We start from the raw sequence: 15,603 nt of genomic DNA, 5'->3' as shown, positions 1-15,603 counted from the left end.
GGCGACAAACCGCAGTCCGGTCAAATGAGGTGGCGGTTTTTTTATGCCTGAAGACATGTGTCGACTGTGAGGCCGCTTTCGCGAGCAAGCCCGCTCCCACGGGTTCGGCGTGCAGGCACGGGTTTGTGATCGACACCAATCCCTGTGGGAGCGGGCTTGCTCGCGAAGACGTCAGCAGCCACAACGCCTCACTCAGGGCTTGTCACAGATCCCTGCTACTGCGGCAACTCAAGATTATCCAGAGCCCGATTCACCGCCAGCTCGCCGAGCATGATCAATTGCGCAATACCCAACAGCGTCCTGCGCTGCGACGCCGGTATCAGATGGGCGAAGTCATTGGCGATGGTTCTGGCTGAAGCGAGTGTTTCGCAGGCATCGGCCAGCAGTTCTTCGTTTTTGAAGTCTGCGGTCACGGCGTACATCGAGCGGGTTTTGCGTTGAATGGGCGTGGCGCCGGGCGAGCAGAGGTAGTGGTCGAGGGCGCGGTCGGCCGCTTCGTGGAGCTTTTTTGAGTCGAGGGATTCGTAGGGGGAGGTGGCGTCGGATTCGGGTGGGTTGGGTGTTGGTTTGATCATGGTGAAGCTCCTAGAGTCGACGGAGCTGCCACATTTCGCTGCGATACGAAAGGGAGGTGGCAGCTATACGCGGGTCGCAGACCGGGACTCTAGAACCGGCAGACCCAAAGGTCTCCCACGTACAGCCGCCATAAACGAGGACGGAAGTTGTGCGTCTAGAAATCAGCGGGCTGCGAGACCCGATCGCTGATTCGTCAGCGACCGACCCACAATAGAACCCGACCCCAAGGCGCACAAGCCGGCGGATTCTGGCGTAGCTGTAGGCAATGGCGCAAGAATATGTAGCCCGCAAGGCGTGTCTGGAGGTGTCTTTTAAACGCCAGCGTTTAAAAGTGCTGCTCATGATTCTGTGGTGGCGCAGATGGCCTCTTCGCGAGCAAGCCCGCTCCCACAGAGGATCTGTGTGATACCGCCAATCTGTGTTCATTGCGGCGCGATTCCTGATAATTCAGAAGACCGCGACCTTCCGTTTATCTGAAAAAGACCTCTACCTGTTAGTTCTGACAGTGGACACACAGGGCATTCAGCTATTCCATGTTCCTTGGCAGGTTTCACGGGCAAGTCGCCTTCTGACCTGTCTTTAACATTCGCCAAGGAGAAGGTCATGCCAGAGAATTACAGAAAGCTTGAAGGAATGAGGTTTGATTTCGTTTCCGGGTCGGTGGCGAAAGAGTCCGATCATATCGCTTGCACGTTCACTTTTAATGCGGTGTTGGACTTCACGCATTTCGTGCACATGAGCGATGCGTATGTGCCGGGCTATCTCGGTTCGTATATCAATGCGATCAAGCCAAGGTTGGACGGGGTAGCCCACCATAGTCTCTACAACCGATTCAATAGTGCCGCCGGCAACATTGGCACTGTTGAAGAGTTGGTCAGCGTTTTTTCTTCGCCCAACAACTACTACGATACATGGAGTAGCAATGGCGATGGCCTACTGATGCGTTATCACAAACCACAATTTCACATGGTCGGTGATCAGTTACAGGTCACCGGTGGGCAGGACTTTCGATGGGAGGTCGAGCCGGAGGTCGAACGGAAGATCGAGCCGCAGGATGTGCCGGACATTTACTTTGTCTGGGCACTGAGTGTGTTGAAGGCAAATCCCGACAATCCTTTTCATCAGCCTGAGGAAATCGTGACTTTGGGCGATTCTGAGGAAGCGCTTGTCGACGTGGGAGGGAAGCCGATCCGTAAGGGTACACGCTACCTGGTGGGCCGCGATTTGCGTCTTGGTGAGATTAATCCAGAGCAAATTTTGACTGCCGGGTATCCGTGAGTGCGCGGGTTTTCTGATTTTTTTCACCTGGGCTAAGGGTGATAGCCGTCTGCGTCTGTTTTGCGGTCGGCTCCATGGCGCCCAGCTTCTGGCAAGACAATTCCCCTGAAGCAAACCTCAATTTCAATCCCCGGCAAAAGTTGGAAGGCTTCTTGCAGTAGCCGCCGTGCGCCTGCTTTGGGCGTCAAAAGTTTGCTTTAAAGGAACGGGGAAAACCGGTGGATCGCTCTCAGTTATTCAACACTGCTCGCTCGAATGTTGCCGACCTCAGTCGAGGCAATCTGGGCGTGCCGTTGTTGCTGCTGGTCATGCTGGCGATGATGATGTTGCCGGTGCCGCCGTTCCTGCTGGACGTGTTTTTCACCTTCAACATCGCCCTGTCGATCGTCGTCCTGCTGGTCTGCGTGTATGCGCTGCGGCCGCTGGATTTCGCGGTGTTCCCGACCATTCTGCTGGTAGCGACGCTGCTGCGGCTGGCGTTGAACGTGGCCTCGACGCGGGTGGTGATGCTCCACGGTCAGGACGGCCACGCCGCTGCCGGTAAGGTGATTCAGGCCTTCGGTGAGGTGGTGATCGGCGGTAACTACGTGGTCGGTATCGTGGTGTTCGCGATCCTGATGATCATCAACTTCGTCGTGGTGACCAAGGGTGCCGGGCGGATTTCCGAGGTGAGCGCGCGCTTCACCCTTGATGCGATGCCCGGCAAGCAAATGGCGATCGACGCCGATCTCAACGCCGGGCTGATCGACCAGAACCAGGCCAAGGCGCGCCGTCAGGAAGTCGCCCAAGAGGCCGAGTTCTACGGTTCCATGGACGGTGCCAGCAAGTTCGTCCGTGGTGACGCCATCGCCGGCCTGCTGATTCTGTTCATCAACCTGATCGGCGGTATGGCCGTCGGTATCTTCCAGCACAACATGACCTTCGCCGACGCGGGCAAGGTTTACGCCTTGCTGACCATCGGTGACGGTTTGGTGGCGCAATTGCCATCACTGTTGTTATCGACAGCGGCAGCGATCATGGTGACCCGTGCTTCCGGTTCGGAAGACATGGGCAAACAGATCAACCGGCAGATGTTCGCCTCGCCAAAAGCGCTGGCGGTGGCCGCTGGTTTGATGGCGGTCATGGGTCTGGTCCCGGGCATGCCGCACTTCTCGTTCCTGAGCATGGCTGCGCTGGCGGCCGGTGGTGCGTACCTGTTCTGGAAAAAACAGAACGTCGCCAAGGTGCAGGCCCTGCAAGAGGTTCAGCGTCAGCAGGAACTGTTGCCGTCGCCGGCCCGCGCCATGGAAACCAAGGAGCTGGGCTGGGATGACGTGACGCCGATCGACATGATCGGCCTGGAAGTCGGTTACCGCCTGATTCCGCTGGTGGATCGCAATCAGGGCGGTCAGTTGCTGGCGCGGATCAAGGGCGTGCGCAAGAAGCTCTCGCAGGATCTGGGCTTCCTGATGCCGACCGTGCATATTCGCGACAACCTCGATCTGGCGCCGAGCGCCTATCGCCTGACCCTGATGGGCGTGATCCTGGCCGAAGCCGAGATCTACCCGGATCGCGAACTGGCGATCAACCCGGGGCAGGTCTACGGCACGCTCAACGGCATTACCGCCAAAGATCCGGCTTTCGGCCTGGAGGCGGTGTGGATCGAAGTCAGCCAGCGCGCCCAGGCGCAATCGCTCGGTTACACCGTGGTCGACGCCAGTACCGTGGTCGCGACCCACTTGAACCAGATTCTGTACAAGCACTCCAGCGAGCTGATCGGCCACGAGGAAGTGCAGCAACTCATGCAATTGCTGGCCAAAAGCTCGCCGAAACTGGCTGAAGAGCTGGTGCCGGGTGTGGTTTCGCTGTCGCAGTTGCTCAAAGTGCTGCAGGCGTTGCTCGCCGAACACGTGCCGGTACGCGATATCCGCAGCATAGCCGAGGCTATCGCCAACAACGCCGCCAAGAGTCAAGATACCGCCGCCTTGGTCGCCGCAGTACGCGTCGGCGTATCCCGCGCCATCGTCCAAAGCATTGTAGGCACTGACTCCGAGCTGCCTGTGATCACCTTGGAACCAAGGTTGGAACAAATATTGCTCAATAGTCTGCAGAAGGCAGGACAAGGCTCTGAAGAGGGCGTTCTGCTGGAGCCAAGCATGGCCGAGAAGCTGCAGCGTTCGCTCATCGAAGCGGCGCAGCGCCAGGAAATGCAAGGTCAACCGGTGATCCTGTTGGTAGCAGGCCCGATCCGCGCGATGCTCTCGCGTTTCGGTCGCCTCGCAGTCCCGGGGCTGCACGTGCTGGCCTATCAGGAAATTCCGGACAACAAGCAAGTGACCATCGTTGCGACAGTAGGGCCCAACGGCTGAGGTAGTGGTTTATGCAAGTTAAGCGTTTTTTCGCCGCCGATATGCGTCAGGCCATGAAGCTGGTTCGTGATGAGCTGGGCGCTGATGCCGCCATCATTGGCAACCGCCGCATTGCCGGCGGCGTCGAGCTGACGGCGGCACTGGATTACAAATTGTCGGCGCTGGCGCCACGGGTTCCGAACATGGAACTCGAGGACGAGCTGCGCAAGACCCAGTCGCGCATCGTTACTGCTCAGGCCGAGCTGAGCCTGCGTGGCGAAGCCGACGGCAACACCAATCGCCAGTTGTTCGCCGGGCTGCCGTTGACGGCCGGCCTGCCGCTGACTGCTGCCGAACCGTTGAGCGAACCGACTTACGCCGCCCCGGCGCGTCCGGCTCCGGCACCTGCACCGGCGGCCGCTGGGGTCGATCCGCGTGCGCTGGATTCGATGCGTTTCGAATTGAACAGCCTGCGTGAGCTGATGGAAGTGCAGCTCGGCACGCTGGCCTGGAATCAGCTGCAAGGCAGCCGTCCGGCACAAGCCAATCTGTATCGTCGTCTGCAACGCATCGGTCTGTCCGGGCCGTTGTCGCGCGATCTGCTGGCGATGATCACCGATATTGAAGAACCACGTCAGGCTTGGCGCATGCTGCTCGCGCACCTGGCGCGAATGATTGCCGTACCGGAAGTCGAGCCGCTGGAAGAGGGCGGGGTGATTGCCATGGTCGGTCCGGCCGGCATGGGCAAGACCACCACCCTGGCCAAACTCGCTGCGCGCTACGTGCTCAAGTACGGCGCGCAGAATGTCGCGCTGGTGAGCATGGACAGCTTCCGCATCGGCGCGCAGGAACAGCTGAAGACCCTGGGCCGCATTCTCAATGTGCCGGTGACCCACGTCGATCCGGGCCAGTCGCTGGTGCAGGCGCTCGACCCGCTGCTGCGCAAGCGCGTGGTGCTGATCGATACCGCCGGCTTGCAGGCCAGCGATCCGGCCCTGCGCATGCAGCTGGAAAGTCTGGCCGGGCGTGGCATCCGTTCAAAAAATTATCTGGTGCTGGCAACCACCAGCCAGAAACAGGTTCTAACCGCCGCGTACCACAGTTACAAGCGTTGCGGGCTAGCCGGCTGCATCCTGACTAAACTGGATGAGACGGCCAGCCTTGGCGAAGTGTTGAGCCTGGCGATCAGTCATGAACTGCCGGTCGCGTACCTGACCGATGGCCCACGGATTCCGGATGATCTGCATCTGCCGCGCCGTCATCAACTGGTCAGCCGCGCCGTCAGCGTGCAAATGCAGGAAGAACCCAGCGAAGAAGCCATGGCTGACATGTTCGCTGATATCTACCACAGCCCGACCAAGCAGGTTGGCTGAGGTAATGAACCGTTTTTGTACCTACATCGATGGTCTGCCATGCATTGTTCCGGTTGAGAACGCGCAGCCAGTAATGTGGCCTCCGTCTATGCAAGACAAGGTAAAGAAATAACATGGGCAGCATGCATCCCGTACAGGTGATCGCGGTGACCGGCGGCAAAGGTGGCGTCGGCAAGACTAACGTGTCAGTGAACTTGTCTCTGGCGCTGGCAGAGCTTGGCCGTCGGGTCATGCTGCTGGACGCCGATCTGGGGCTGGCGAACGTCGACGTTCTGCTGGGACTGACCCCCAAACGTACTCTGGCCGATGTGATCGAAGGCCGCTGTGAGCTGCGCGACGTGCTGTTGCAGGGCCCCGGCGGGATCCGCATCGTGCCGGCCGCTTCCGGCACCCAAAGCATGGTGCACCTGAGCCCGGCGCAACATGCCGGTCTAATTCAGGCTTTCAGCGACATCGGCGACAACCTCGATGTGCTGGTGATCGACACCGCTGCGGGTATTGGTGACTCGGTAGTCAGTTTTGTCCGCGCCGCGCAGGAAGTGTTGCTGGTGGTCTGCGACGAGCCGACCTCGATCACCGACGCCTACGCGCTGATCAAACTGCTCAACCGCGACTACGGCATGAACCGCTTCCGCGTGCTGGCCAACATGGCGCAGAGCCCGCAGGAAGGGCGCAACCTGTTCGCCAAGTTGACCAAGGTCACGGATCGCTTCCTCGACGTCGCCTTACAATACGTCGGCGCCGTGCCGTACGACGAAAGCGTGCGCAAGGCAGTGCAGAAGCAGCGAGCGGTCTATGAAGCCTTTCCGCGTTCCAAGTGCGCGCTGGCGTTCAAGGCGATCGCGCAGAAGGTCGATACCTGGCCGCTGCCTGCCAACCCGCGTGGCCACCTTGAGTTTTTCGTCGAGCGCCTCGTGCAGCAAACAGCAGGGCCTGTGTTATGACCGCGAGCGGTATGAACTACTACAAGAAGTCGGCACGTGACGCGCAGTACGAGTTGATTGAGCGTTACGCGCCACTGGTCAAGCGCATTGCCTATCACTTGCTGGCGCGCTTGCCGGCGAGTGTGCAGGTTGAAGACCTGATTCAGGCCGGGATGATCGGCCTGCTCGAAGTCTCGACCAAATATGACGCCAGCAAAGGCGCCAGTTTCGAAACGTACGCGGGCATCCGGATCCGCGGCGCGATGCTCGATGAAGTGCGCAAAGGGGATTGGGCACCGCGCTCGGTTCACCGCAATACCCGTATGGTCAGCGATGCCATTCGCTCAATTGAAGCTAAAACCGGCCGTGACGCTAAAGATCACGAGGTTGCGGCCGAACTCCAATTGAGTCTCGACGATTACTACGGGATTTTGAATGACACCCTGGGCAGCCGGCTGTTCAGTTTCGACGACCTGTTGCAGGACGGCGAACACGAAGGGCTGCACGAGGATGGCGCCAGTGCTCATCTTGAGCCGTCACGCGATCTGGAAGATGAACGCTTCCAGGCGGCGCTGGCGGACGCGATTGCCAATTTGCCGGAGCGTGAGCGACTGGTGTTGGCGCTGTACTACGACGAAGAGCTGAACCTCAAGGAGATCGGTGAAGTCCTTGGCGTCAGTGAATCGCGGGTCAGCCAGTTACACAGCCAGTGCGCGGCCCGTTTGCGGGGGCGTTTGGGGGAGTGGCGAGCGCGCTGAAGGCAGTGTGGGGACATTGCGAACGAGGCTGGTGCGGTGAGAACGGCACCGGTCTTGCTCTGTTGTGCTCCAGACAGTCTTCGAGTGCTGCGCCGATTGATTGAAGTGGCGCGTCCAGGTGCTGGGCGCGTTTAAGACTGCTTGGAGGTCGAATTGAACAAAGACATGAAAATCCTCATCGTTGATGACTTCTCAACGATGCGGCGGATCATCAAGAACCTGCTGCGCGATCTCGGGTTCACCAACACCGTCGAGGCCGACGATGGCACTACCGCCATTCCGGTACTCAACAGCGGCAGCATCGACTTTCTGGTAACGGACTGGAACATGCCGGGCATGACCGGTATCGACTTGCTGCGCCACGTGCGTGCCGATGAAAAACTCAAGCATCTGCCGGTGCTGATGGTGACCGCTGAAGCCAAGCGCGAGCAAATCATCGAGGCCGCTCAGGCCGGTGTGAACGGCTACGTGGTCAAACCTTTCACGGCTCAGGCGTTGAAAGACAAAATCGAGAAGATTTTCGAACGCATCGGCTGATGACGCGCGGGGGAGCTATGGAGCATAACGAATCTTCACAGGGCGATTTCGAGTCGACCCTGAAAAAACACGCGGTCGAACTGGTCGAGAGCCTTGAAAAAGGCAGGTTCGGCGACGCTGTGCAACTGATCCATGAGCTCAATCAGACCCGTGACCGCGGCCTGTATCAGGAAGTGGGCAAGCTCACACGCGAACTGCACAGTGCGATCGTCAATTTCCAGATCGATCCGCACATGCCGCAGGCCGAGGAAGTGTCGCAAATCACCGACGCCACCGAACGCCTGGGCTATGTGGTCAAGCTGACCGAAGCCGCGGCCAACCGCACCATGGATCTGGTGGAAAGCGCCACCCCGGTAGTCAATGGCCTGGCTGAAGAAGCCCAGGCCCTGAGCACCGATTGGGGCCGCTTCATGCGTCGTGAGGTCGGAGCTGAAGAGTTCCGCGAACTGGCGCGCCGGGTCGACGGTTTTCTGTCACGCAGCAGCACGGACAACCGTGCGGTGTCGAGCAACCTCAACGACATCCTGCTGGCTCAGGATTACCAGGACCTCACAGGTCAGGTGATCAAGCGTGTGACCCAACTGGTCACCGAAGTCGAAAGCAATTTGCTCAAACTCGTCCTCATGGCCAGTCAGGTTGACCGCTTTGCGGGCATCGAACACGACCGTGCCGCGATGCTTGCAGAAAAAGATCCACAAAAACATCTCTCGCAGGGTGAAGGTCCGCAGATTCATGCCGATAAACGAGAAGACGTTGTGTCCGGTCAGGACGATGTGGACGATTTGTTATCCAGCCTCGGATTCTAGAGTTTTGGAATTTTAGGTTTTTTGGGTTTTTAGACCTGTAGGAGCACCCCATTAATGAGCTTCGGCGCCGATGAAGAGATCCTTCAGGATTTCCTGGTTGAGGCCGGCGAGATTCTTGAGCAACTGTCCGAGCAACTGGTCGAGCTGGAAAGCCGCCCGGATGACGCAGATCTGCTCAACGCAATTTTTCGCGGTTTCCACACTGTAAAAGGGGGCGCCGGCTTCCTTCAGCTCAACGAGCTGGTGGAGTGCTGTCACATCGCCGAAAACGTGTTCGACATCCTGCGCAAGGGTGAGCGTCGCGTTGATGCAGAACTGATGGACGTGGTGCTTGAAGCACTGGACGCGGTGAACAGCATGTTCAGCGAAGTCCGTGAACGTGCACCGATCACTGCTGCAACCCCGGAACTGCTGGCCGCGCTGGCGCGTCTGGCCGAACCGCAAACGGCCGACGAAGCACCGGCTTCGCCAGTGGCCGAGATGATCGAAGAACTGGTCGTCGAAGGCGATTCGAGCGATTCGGGCGACATCACCGATAACGAATTTGAACAGCTGCTGGATTCGCTGAACGCCGTCAAGGCCGAAGCCGAAGCCCCGGCTGCTGCTGCACCTGCGCCGGCTGCCGATGCGACCGCCAGCGATGAAATCACCGACGCCGAATTCGAGTCGTTGCTCGATCAACTGCACGGCAAAGGCCAGTTCGCGCCAGACGCCGTCGCACCGACTGCGGCTGCTCCGGCGGCACCGGCGGCGGGCGACAGCTCGGACATCACCGACGACGAATTCGAAGCACTGCTCGATCAGTTGCATGGCAAGGGCAACTTTGCCGTGGAAGCGCTGGAATCGGCTATCGCTTCGGCACCGGTTGCGCCTGCCGCACCGGCGGCTGCCGCTGCCGGCAGCGATCTGATCAGCGATCACGAATTCGAATCGCTGCTTGACGAGCTGCACGGCAAAGGCAAGTTCACCGACGTTGGCGCCGCTGCTGCGGGCACCGCGTCGACTGTGGCCGCGCCTGCCGCCAAGGCTGCTGCCGCTCCGGCTGCTGCGCCGAAGGCTGCTCCCAAGCCTGAGCCGAAAGCCGAAGCGCCAAAACCTGCTGCCGCTGCTGCGCCGGCGCCGGCTCGTGCCGCCGCTGCTCCGCCACCGGAAAAACCGGCCAGCGAAGCCGAGACCACCGTGCGGGTCGATACCGCGCGTCTCGACGAAATCATGAACATGGTCGGCGAGCTGGTGCTGGTGCGTAACCGTCTGGTGCGCCTGGGTCTCAACAGCGGCGACGAAGCCATGTCCAAGGCCGTGTCGAACCTCGACGTGGTCACGGCTGACTTGCAGACCGCGGTGATGAAGACCCGGATGCAGCCGATCAAGAAGGTCTTCGGGCGCTTCCCGCGTCTGGTTCGCGACCTCGCGCGTCAGCTCAAGAAAGAGATCAATCTGGAACTGGTGGGTGAAGAAACCGACCTCGACAAAAACCTGGTCGAGGCCCTGGCCGACCCGTTGGTCCACTTGGTGCGTAACGCGGTCGACCACGGCATCGAATCGCCGGAAGAACGCGAAGCTTCGGGCAAGGCCCGTGGCGGTCGCGTGGTACTGGCCGCCGAGCAGGAAGGCGATCACATCCTGTTGTCGATCTCCGACGACGGCAAGGGCATGGACCCGAACGTCCTGCGTTCGATCGCGGTAAAACGCGGTGTGATGGACAAGGACGCGGCCGATCGCCTGAGCGATACCGAGTGCTACAACCTGATCTTCGCCCCGGGTTTCTCGACCAAGACCGAGATCTCCGACGTGTCCGGCCGCGGTGTCGGCATGGACGTGGTGAAAACCAAGATTTCCCAGCTCAACGGTTCGATCAACATCTACTCGACCAAGGGCCAGGGCTCGAAGATCGTCATCAAGGTGCCGCTGACGCTGGCGATCATGCCGACCCTGATGGTGATGCTCGGCAATCAGGCGTTTGCGTTCCCGCTGGTCAACGTCAACGAAATCTTCCACCTCGACTTGTCGACCACCAACGTGGTGGATGGACAGGAAGTGGTGATCGTGCGGGACAAGGCGCTGCCATTGTTCTACCTCAAGCGCTGGCTGGTCAGCTCCGCCGCTCACGAAGAGCAGCGCGAAGGCCATGTGGTGATCCTTTCGGTGGGCACCCAGCGGATCGGCTTCGTCGTCGATCAACTGGTCGGCCAGGAAGAAGTGGTCATCAAGCCATTGGGCAAAATGCTGCAGGGCACTCCGGGCATGTCCGGCGCCACCATCACCGGTGACGGCCGCATCGCGCTGATTCTCGATGTTCCAAGCATGCTCAAGCGTTACGCGACGAAGCGTATTTGAATCCGGGGCAGCGGGGCGACGACGTCCCGCTGCACCTAATGGAGTGTTTATGGCAGTCAAAGTCCTGGTGGTGGACGATTCGGGTTTTTTCCGCCGCCGCGTCTCGGAAATTCTTTCAGCGGATCCGAGCATCCAGGTGGTCGGTACGGCCACCAACGGTAAAGAGGCGATCGATCAGGCCCTGGCCCTCAAGCCGGACGTGATCACCATGGACTACGAGATGCCGATGATGGATGGCATCACGGCGGTGCGGCACATCATGCAGCGCTGCCCGACCCCGGTGTTGATGTTCTCCTCGCTGACGCACGAAGGCGCCCGGGTCACCCTGGATGCGCTGGACGCCGGCGCGGTGGATTTCCTGCCGAAGAATTTCGAAGACATCTCGCGCAATCCCGAGAAGGTCAAGCAACTGCTGTGCGAGAAGGTCCACAGCATCTCGCGCAGTAATCGTCGTTTCAGTGCCTACAGTGCGCCGGCTCCGGCCGCTGCACCGACGCCTGCGCCAGCCCCGGCGGCATCGAGCTTCAGCAGCCACAGCGCTGCTGCTCCAACGCGTCCGGCGCCTGCTCCGGCACCTGCTCGTGCGCCAGCCGCCAGCGCGTCGTCGCCGGCACCAAAGCGCAAAGCCTACAAGCTGGTTGCCATCGGGACTTCGACCGGCGGCCCGGTTGCCCTGCAACGGGTGCTGACCCAGTTGCCGGCGAACTTCCCGGCGCCGATCGTGCTGATCCAGCACATGCCGGCGGCGTTCACCAAGGCGTTTGCCGAGCGTCTGGACAAGCTGTGCCGCATCAGCGTCAAGGAAGCCGAGGATGGCGACATCCTGCGTCCGGGCCTGGCGCTGCTGGCTCCGGGTGGCAAGCAGATGATGATCGACGGCCGTGGCGCGGTGAAAATCCTGCCGGGCGACGAGCGTCTGAACTACAAGCCGTGCGTGGACATCACCTTCGGTTCCGCAGCCAAGTCCTACGGTGACAAAGTTCTGGCGGTGGTCCTCACCGGCATGGGCGCCGACGGCCGCGAAGGCGCGCGTCTGCTCAAACAGGGCGGCAGCTCGGTATGGGCACAAGACGAAGCAAGCTGCGTGATCTACGGCATGCCGATGGCCATCGTCAAAGCCGATCTGGCTGACGCGGTGTATGGCCTGGACGACATCGGCAAGCACATCGTCGAGGCGTGTATCTGATGGATGTTTTAAGCCTTATCGGGATTATCCTGGCGTTCGTCGCCATCATCGGCGGCAACTTCCTTGAGGGCGGACACCTCGGCGCGCTGGCCAACGGCCCGGCGGCGCTGATCGTGCTCGGGGGCACCATCGGTGCCGCGCTGCTGCAATCGCCGATGAGCGCGTTCAAGCGCGCCATGCAGATTCTCGCCTGGATCCTGTTTCCGCCACGGGTGGACCTGGCCGGCGGCATCGACCGCGTGGTCAACTGGAGCCTCACCGCACGCAAGGAAGGCTTGCTCGGGCTGGAAGGCGTGGCCGATGCCGAACCGGACAACTACTCGCGCAAGGGCCTGCAACTGCTGGTCGATGGCGCCGAGCCGGAAGCGATCCGCAGCATCCTCGAAGTGGATTTCTACACTCAGGAAGCCCGCGACATCGAAGCGGCCAAAGTCTTCGAAAGCATGGGCGGCTACGCGCCGACCATCGGCATCATCGGTGCGGTAATGGGCCTGATTCATGTGATGGGCAACCTCGCTGATCCGACGCAGTTGGGCAGCGGCATTGCCGTGGCATTCGTTGCGACCATCTACGGCGTGGCCAGTGCCAACCTGGTGTTGCTGCCGGTGGCGGCCAAGCTCAAGTCAATCGCGTTGCGGCAGTCGCGTTATCGCGAAATGTTGTTGGAAGGTATTTTGTCGATCGCCGAAGGTGAAAACCCTCGCTCTATCGAGCTGAAGCTTCAGGGCTTCATGGATTGATGGGGGTAATGGACTATGGCTCGCCGCAGGCATCAGGAAGAACACGTTAATCACGAGCGCTGGCTCGTGTCCTACGCGGATTTCATCACGCTGCTGTTCGCGTTCTTCGTGGTGATGTATTCCATCTCGTCGATCAACGAAGGCAAGTACAAGGTCATTTCCGAGGCGCTGATCGGGGTTTTCACCGACTCCGATCGCTCGCTCAAGCCGATCCCGATCGGTGAGGAACGGCCGAAAACCGTGACCCCGGCCAAGCCGCTGGTCAAGGATAGCGAGCAGGTCGATGCCGGTATCGCCGGGGCCAGCGATCCGCTGAAAAGCATTGCCGATGACATCAGTGCCGCGTTCGGCGACTTGATCGCTTCCAACCAGATGACCGTGCGCGGCAACGAGTTGTGGGTCGAGATCGAACTCAATTCCAGCCTGTTGTTCGGCAGTGGCGACGCAATGCCGAGTGATATCGCGTTCAACATCATCGACAAGGTCGCGGCGATCCTCAAACCGTTCGACAACCCGATTCACGTCGAAGGCTTCACCGACGATCAGCCGATCCGCACCGCGCAGTACCCGACCAACTGGGAACTGTCCTCGGCGCGTTCGGCGAGTATCGTTCGGATGCTGGCGATGCAGGGCGTGAACCCTGGCCGTCTGGCCTCGGTGGGTTACGGTGAGTTTCAGCCGGTGGCCAACAACGCCACCGCCGAAGGTCGGGCGAAGAATCGTCGTGTGGTGCTGGTGGTGTCGCGCAACCTCGATGTGCGCCGCAGTCTGACCGGTACCGGTACTGCCAATGCACAACCGGACGCGGCATTGAAGCGCGCTGGCACACAAACTGCACCGTCCCCGGTCAAGACGCCGGGACGCGAGAGTGCCGTCAATTCTCCGTCGCCCGCATTAATACGCTGAGCTATGTCTCGGTCGAGCATCTCGACCGGGAGGAACGAACCGAATGAGAGTCTGGGCAGTCGCCAATCAAAAGGGTGGTGTCGGTAAAACCACATCTTCCATCGCTTTAGCCGGATTGCTGGCGGAGGCGGGCAAGCGCGTGGTTGTGGTCGATCTCGACCCGCACGGCTCGATGACCAGCTATTTCGGCTACGACCCCGACAGCCTGGAACACAGCAACTACGACCTGTTTCTGCACAAGGGCAGCGTGCCGCAAGGCTTGCCCGGGCAGCTGCTGCTGTCGACCAGCGACGAACGCATCTCCCTGTTGCCGTCGAGTACCGCACTCGCCACCCTTGAGCGCCAGTCGCCGGGGCAGAGTGGTTTGGGCCTGGTGATCGCCAAGAGTCTGGCGCAGCTGTGGCAGGATTTCGATTACGCGATCATCGACAGCCCGCCGTTGCTCGGTGTGCTGATGGTCAACGCCCTGGCCGCGAGCCAGCAACTGGTGATCCCGGTGCAGACCGAGCACCTGGCCGTCAAAGGTCTGGAGCGCATGGTCAACACCCTGGCGATGATCAACCGCTCGCGCAAACAGGCGCTGCCGTTCAGCATCGTGCCGACCCTGTTCGACCGCCGCACCCAAGCGTCGCTGGGCACCTTGCGCGTGCTGCGTGACAAATTCCCGGAAGATATCTGGCAGGGTTACATCCCGGTCGACACGCGTCTGCGCGACGCCAGCCGGGCCGGGGTCACGCCTTCGCAGTTCGACGGCAAGAGTCGTGGCGTGCTGGCTTACCGCGCGCTGCTCAAGCATCTGCTGGCGCAACAACTTGTTCCGCAGGTGGCTTGAGCATGAATCGGCCGATCAAACTGACGTCGCGTCCGCAACTGGCGTTGCAGTCCTATCTGGACAGCCTGCTGCAGGAAATCCCTGACGAGTTGCCGCCGGTGGAAGTGCCGGTCGAGGCGCCGGTCGAGGTGGTCGAAAGCGCTGCGGCGCTGGATGAATTCCAGGCTGCGGTACTGGAAGAGCAGGCGCGTGATGCGCAGAAAACCACCAAACCTGCCGCCCCGGTTGCCGCGCCTGCCGCCGCACCGGTTGCCGCGCCTGCCGCCGCACCGATCGCCAAGGCGCCAGTGGCGTTGATCGAAGAAGCCGAGCCACCCCGCGCGCCGGTGTCGACACTCGCACCGCTGCTGCAAACCCAATTGCTGAAAACCGCGCCGGAACCGGTCGTGGCCGAACCGGCGCCGGTGGCACCGGCACCCGTCGAACAGACGCTGGTGCCGCCAGTGGTGGAAGTGCACCTGCCACCGAGCAACACGCCGCCACCGGTGGAAACCGATGGCCGTCCGGCCTGGGCTTCGGAAGCCTTCGAATGCCTGTTGTTCGATGTTGCCGGACTGACACTGGCGGTGCCGCTGGTGTGCCTCGGTTCGATCTATTCGCTGGCCGGCCACGAGTTGACGCCGCTGTTCGGGCAGCCGGAATGGTTCCTCGGGATTCTGCCGAGCCAGGCCGGCAATCTGAAAGTGTTGGACACGGCGCGTTGGGTCATGCCGGATCGCTATCGCGATGACTTCCGTCAGGGCCTGCAGTACGTGATTTCGGTACAAGGCTACGAGTGGGGCCTGGCGGTGCATCAGGTCAGCCGTTCGTTGCGTCTGGATCCGAATGAAATCAAATGGAGAAGTCACCGGGGTCAGCGGCCATGGCTTGCCGGCACGGTGATCGAGCACATGTGTGCATTACTTGATGTAGCCGCGCTGGCCGAGTTGATCGCCAGCGGCGGGGCAAAGCACTTGGGCGGCCACAAGCCGCTACATAAATCGACATAGCAGCCGACATAACAGTCAGGCGAAGGCATTGTTCA

14 protein-coding genes are annotated in these 15,603 nt (G+C 60.7%); 13 read left to right on the top strand and 1 reads right to left on the bottom strand.

From position 1 onward, the window contains the following. Positions 1-215 precede the first annotated feature (215 nt). The gene (locus LVD08_RS05915; protein WP_098967851.1) at positions 216-575 is read right to left on the bottom strand and encodes a DUF6124 family protein; all 360 of its coding nucleotides are present in this window, start codon (positions 573-575) and stop codon (positions 216-218) included. A gap of 604 nt (positions 576-1,179) precedes the next feature. On the opposite strand from LVD08_RS05915, the gene LVD08_RS05910 reads away from it, so the two are divergent. The 13 genes from LVD08_RS05910 to LVD08_RS05850 all read left to right on the top strand — a co-directional run bounded on the left by LVD08_RS05910 (position 1,180) and on the right by LVD08_RS05850 (position 15,568). Beyond that, positions 1,180-1,854: a hypothetical protein gene (locus LVD08_RS05910; RefSeq protein ID WP_247267705.1), complete on the top strand. Its 675-nt coding sequence runs from the start codon at positions 1,180-1,182 to the stop codon at positions 1,852-1,854. Positions 1,855-2,072: 218 nt separating this feature from the next. Continuing rightward, positions 2,073-4,202 carry a flagellar biosynthesis protein FlhA gene (flhA, locus tag LVD08_RS05905; protein ID WP_027613918.1) on the top strand — a complete coding sequence of 710 codons (2,130 nt, stop codon included), beginning with the start codon at positions 2,073-2,075 and terminating at the stop codon, positions 4,200-4,202. A gap of 11 nt (positions 4,203-4,213) precedes the next feature. Continuing rightward, positions 4,214-5,554, top strand: coding sequence for a flagellar biosynthesis protein FlhF (gene flhF, locus LVD08_RS05900; RefSeq protein ID WP_095139383.1), 1,341 nt, complete (start codon positions 4,214-4,216; stop codon positions 5,552-5,554). A 113-nt stretch (positions 5,555-5,667) separates the two neighbouring features. Next, positions 5,668-6,498, top strand: a complete 831-nt coding sequence (fleN, locus tag LVD08_RS05895) for a flagellar synthesis regulator FleN (RefSeq protein ID WP_003222917.1) — start codon at positions 5,668-5,670, stop codon at positions 6,496-6,498. Next, the gene (gene fliA, locus LVD08_RS05890; protein WP_007920004.1) at positions 6,495-7,235 is read left to right on the top strand and encodes an RNA polymerase sigma factor FliA; all 741 of its coding nucleotides are present in this window, start codon (positions 6,495-6,497) and stop codon (positions 7,233-7,235) included. Before fleN ends, fliA begins: the two co-directional genes overlap by 4 nt. 165 nt (positions 7,236-7,400) lie before the next feature. Beyond that, positions 7,401-7,772, top strand: a complete 372-nt coding sequence (locus tag LVD08_RS05885; protein WP_024012118.1) for a chemotaxis response regulator CheY — start codon at positions 7,401-7,403, stop codon at positions 7,770-7,772. A gap of 17 nt (positions 7,773-7,789) precedes the next feature. Then, entirely contained in the window at positions 7,790-8,578 is a 789-nt protein-coding gene (locus LVD08_RS05880; protein WP_027613919.1) for a protein phosphatase CheZ, read from the top strand. A gap of 54 nt (positions 8,579-8,632) precedes the next feature. Continuing rightward, positions 8,633-10,915 (top strand): chemotaxis protein CheA, encoded by a 2,283-nt coding sequence (locus LVD08_RS05875; RefSeq protein ID WP_247267704.1) that lies wholly within the window; start codon positions 8,633-8,635, stop codon positions 10,913-10,915. Between the two features lie 49 nt (positions 10,916-10,964). After that, positions 10,965-12,101 (top strand): protein-glutamate methylesterase/protein-glutamine glutaminase, encoded by a 1,137-nt coding sequence (locus tag LVD08_RS05870; protein ID WP_095139385.1) that lies wholly within the window; start codon positions 10,965-10,967, stop codon positions 12,099-12,101. Next, positions 12,101-12,841 carry a flagellar motor protein gene (locus tag LVD08_RS05865; RefSeq protein WP_007967839.1) on the top strand — a complete coding sequence of 247 codons (741 nt, stop codon included), beginning with the start codon at positions 12,101-12,103 and terminating at the stop codon, positions 12,839-12,841. Before LVD08_RS05870 ends, LVD08_RS05865 begins: the two co-directional genes overlap by 1 nt. Before the next feature lie 15 nt (positions 12,842-12,856). Continuing rightward, positions 12,857-13,747 (top strand): flagellar motor protein MotD, encoded by an 891-nt coding sequence (gene motD, locus LVD08_RS05860; protein ID WP_027613922.1) that lies wholly within the window; start codon positions 12,857-12,859, stop codon positions 13,745-13,747. Between the two features lie 43 nt (positions 13,748-13,790). Then, positions 13,791-14,579, top strand: a complete 789-nt coding sequence (locus LVD08_RS05855; protein ID WP_247267703.1) for a ParA family protein — start codon at positions 13,791-13,793, stop codon at positions 14,577-14,579. 2 nt (positions 14,580-14,581) lie between these two features. Beyond that, on the top strand, positions 14,582-15,568 hold the full coding sequence (locus tag LVD08_RS05850; RefSeq protein ID WP_247267702.1) for a CheW domain-containing protein: 987 nt from the start codon (positions 14,582-14,584) through the stop codon (positions 15,566-15,568). Positions 15,569-15,603 lie beyond the last annotated feature (35 nt).

It is taken from the genome of Pseudomonas sp. YL2, from assembly GCF_023063025.1.
Lineage (GTDB): Bacteria > Pseudomonadota > Gammaproteobacteria > Pseudomonadales > Pseudomonadaceae > Aquipseudomonas > Aquipseudomonas putida_A.
This window is presented reverse-complemented; position numbering and strand designations above follow the sequence as displayed.

What these genes read in the sequence shown, in the direction of transcription:
- LVD08_RS05865 (WP_007967839.1), top strand. Translation starts at nt 12,101, where the DNA reads ATGGATGTTTTAAGCCTTATCGGGATTATCCTGGCGTTCGTCGCCATC.
- fleN (WP_003222917.1), top strand. Translation starts at nt 5,668, where the DNA reads ATGGGCAGCATGCATCCCGTACAGGTGATCGCGGTGACCGGCGGCAAA.
- LVD08_RS05915 (WP_098967851.1), bottom strand. Translation starts at nt 575, where the DNA reads ATGATCAAACCAACACCCAACCCACCCGAATCCGACGCCACCTCCCCC.
- LVD08_RS05855 (WP_247267703.1), top strand. Translation starts at nt 13,791, where the DNA reads ATGAGAGTCTGGGCAGTCGCCAATCAAAAGGGTGGTGTCGGTAAAACC.
- flhF (WP_095139383.1), top strand. Translation starts at nt 4,214, where the DNA reads ATGCAAGTTAAGCGTTTTTTCGCCGCCGATATGCGTCAGGCCATGAAG.
- LVD08_RS05910 (WP_247267705.1), top strand. Translation starts at nt 1,180, where the DNA reads ATGCCAGAGAATTACAGAAAGCTTGAAGGAATGAGGTTTGATTTCGTT.
- motD (WP_027613922.1), top strand. Translation starts at nt 12,857, where the DNA reads ATGGCTCGCCGCAGGCATCAGGAAGAACACGTTAATCACGAGCGCTGG.
- fliA (WP_007920004.1), top strand. Translation starts at nt 6,495, where the DNA reads ATGACCGCGAGCGGTATGAACTACTACAAGAAGTCGGCACGTGACGCG.
- LVD08_RS05850 (WP_247267702.1), top strand. Translation starts at nt 14,582, where the DNA reads ATGAATCGGCCGATCAAACTGACGTCGCGTCCGCAACTGGCGTTGCAG.
- LVD08_RS05885 (WP_024012118.1), top strand. Translation starts at nt 7,401, where the DNA reads ATGAAAATCCTCATCGTTGATGACTTCTCAACGATGCGGCGGATCATC.
- LVD08_RS05870 (WP_095139385.1), top strand. Translation starts at nt 10,965, where the DNA reads ATGGCAGTCAAAGTCCTGGTGGTGGACGATTCGGGTTTTTTCCGCCGC.
- LVD08_RS05880 (WP_027613919.1), top strand. Translation starts at nt 7,790, where the DNA reads ATGGAGCATAACGAATCTTCACAGGGCGATTTCGAGTCGACCCTGAAA.
- LVD08_RS05875 (WP_247267704.1), top strand. Translation starts at nt 8,633, where the DNA reads ATGAGCTTCGGCGCCGATGAAGAGATCCTTCAGGATTTCCTGGTTGAG.